Source organism: Streptomyces sp. E11-3, from assembly GCF_046540415.1.
Lineage (GTDB): Bacteria > Actinomycetota > Actinomycetes > Streptomycetales > Streptomycetaceae > Streptomyces.
The window spans coordinates 1-2,075 of record NZ_JAZGRL010000127.1; the positions used below are offsets into that span (position 1 = coordinate 1).

The following is a 2,075-nucleotide window of genomic DNA, read 5'->3' on the forward strand; positions in this document are numbered from 1 at the left end:
GCCGGTTGCTCTCCGGCCCGAAGGGGTGGGGCGCACCGGGGTGGTGCGCCCCGACGGGGCGAGGGGGTCAGCTCGGGCTGGTTCGGATGGCGGGGCACTCGTAGCCCCAGCAGTCGCAGACCATGACGTCACTCCAGGTCTGGACCTTGCCGCACTCGCAGGCGGCTGACTCGCGGACGCTGAACCGGATGGTGGAGCAGCCGCACGCGATGCACTTCAGGTGCAGCTCGGCGACGCGCGCCCAGTTGCAGGGGCGGCGGTTGTCGACGTCGACGGCGCCTTCGAGCCGCTTCCACTCCTCAAGGACGGCGAGCACCGCGCGGAACCAGCGGTTGGTGTCGGTGTCGGCTGCCTCGGTGTCGGCGTGGAGTCGTTCGAGTTCGGCGCGGAGCGCGGTCTCCTCGGTGGCGTCCCGCTCGCTGGGCGGGAGGAGACGGGGCAGCGTCGGCAGGGGGGAAGCGGTGAGCGGCGCGGTGATGTACTCGATCACGTCGGTCGGGAGGCGGCTGTCGGGGTGTATCTGGATCAGCTCGCGAGCGTCGGCGAGAGCCCGCCACATTTCCGCGAAGGGGGCGTTGGTGGTGCCGTCGTAGGACTCGCACGCGGTAGCGGCGGCGTCGAAGTGCGCGGCGATGAACTGGAGTGCACGCATCGCTTCGGGGGCGGCGAAGCGGTCGCGGGCGACGCTGGCAGCGGTCCGGGCACGGGTGGCGGCGGCGAGCTGGAGCGGCTTGGCGGTGGTCACTGGGGTTCCGTTCGGGTCGGGGCCGGTTGCTCTCCGGCCGGGGGAGGCGCACCGGGGGCGCGCCCCGGTGTGAGGGTGGTGGTCAGGCGTCGCAGAGGGCGCCGAGGACCGGGTCACAGCAGGTGCAGCTAGGGCAGCGGCGGGCCCGCTCGGTGCGGCAGTCACAGTGGTAGTCGACAGGGACCCAGCGGCGGGCGTCCTCGTCGTAGACGGCGTCTCGTACGTATCCGCGATCGCACTGGGAGCAGCAGCAGGGGCAGCCGTTCATGGGGGCTCTTTCGTTCGGGGACGGCCGTAGCCGACGTTCGGAATGGTGCGGCGGTTGCTGGACGCCGGGGTCCGGGCGGGACGGTCGCGCGTCCCGCCCGGTGGGGTCACGGGCGGTTGGTGCTGTTACAGGCGACTGTCGACGGTGCGGAGCAGCCGGACGGGCAAGCGCTGGCAGGGAGGGCCTTGAGTGCGGCGCGTACGGCGTTGGTGCCCTGCGAGAGAAGCGGTTTGCGGCCGTTGCCGGGGATGATCTCGGCCCGCAGGATCTTGCCGCTGGTGCGCCCGACCTGGATGGACCCGAACGCGCCGTGGGGGCCGGACGCGTTCAGGATCAGTCGGCGGGCGTTGCCGCGCGGCGCGCCCCACTGTGGGTGCAGGCCCTTGGACTTGGCGAGGCGGATGACGGAGATCGTGTACGCGGTGAGACCGGTGAGGTCGGGTCCTTCGTCCGGTGAGGTGCCTGGCGCTTCGGGGAGCGTAGGTACGGAGGAGGGCAGGTTGCAGGGGCGCGCGTTGTCGATCCGGACGGCGTCGGAGAGCCGGGCCCACTGGCGGTGCCAGCGAAGCACGCTGGCGAGGTGATCGCGCAGCATGTCGGGGTGGGTGGTGGCGCTGAGTTGCGCGTGGATGTCTGCGAGGACTTGGCGGAGTCGGGTCTCCTGGCGTGCGAGCTGGGGGCTCGCGGGGTGGAGTTCGGCGGGCTGTGACGGCTCGCGACCGTGGATGGGCGCGGTGATGTACCGGCCGAAGTCGGTGGGGAGCGTGGTGCCGGGATTGTCGTGCGCCAGTATCTCTGCGTCGATGATCGCGAGTGCGGCATCGCCGGGGACGGTGTTGGTGTCCGTGATGCCGTCGAGGACGGGTGCCGGGTCGGTCTCGAACGAAAGGGCGGCGGCTTCAAGGCGGTTGGCGATGCTGCGCGTGGCATCGGGCGCGGTTCGGAGTGCGGACTGTTCGCGAAGGATGTGCGCGAGGGCGCGGGCGCGGTGGGCGGCGGCGGTGGCCTTGGGGAGCGGCGTGGCGGTGATCATCGGTGTGTCTCCGGGAGGTGTGAGGGGCC

The 2,075-nt window shown here is 71.8% G+C and carries 2 protein-coding genes; both read right to left on the reverse strand.

All coding sequences use genetic code 11. The features are described 5' to 3' along the window. Window positions 1–67: 67 nt before the first annotated feature. Window positions 68–745: a hypothetical protein gene (locus U9R90_RS35765; RefSeq protein WP_411061634.1), complete on the reverse strand. Its 678-nt coding sequence runs from the start codon at window positions 743–745 to the stop codon at window positions 68–70. Between the two features lie 374 nt (window positions 746–1,119). Beyond that, a partial coding sequence (locus tag U9R90_RS35770; RefSeq protein ID WP_411061636.1) for a hypothetical protein occupies window positions 1,120–2,075 on the reverse strand: 956 nt, incomplete at its 5' end.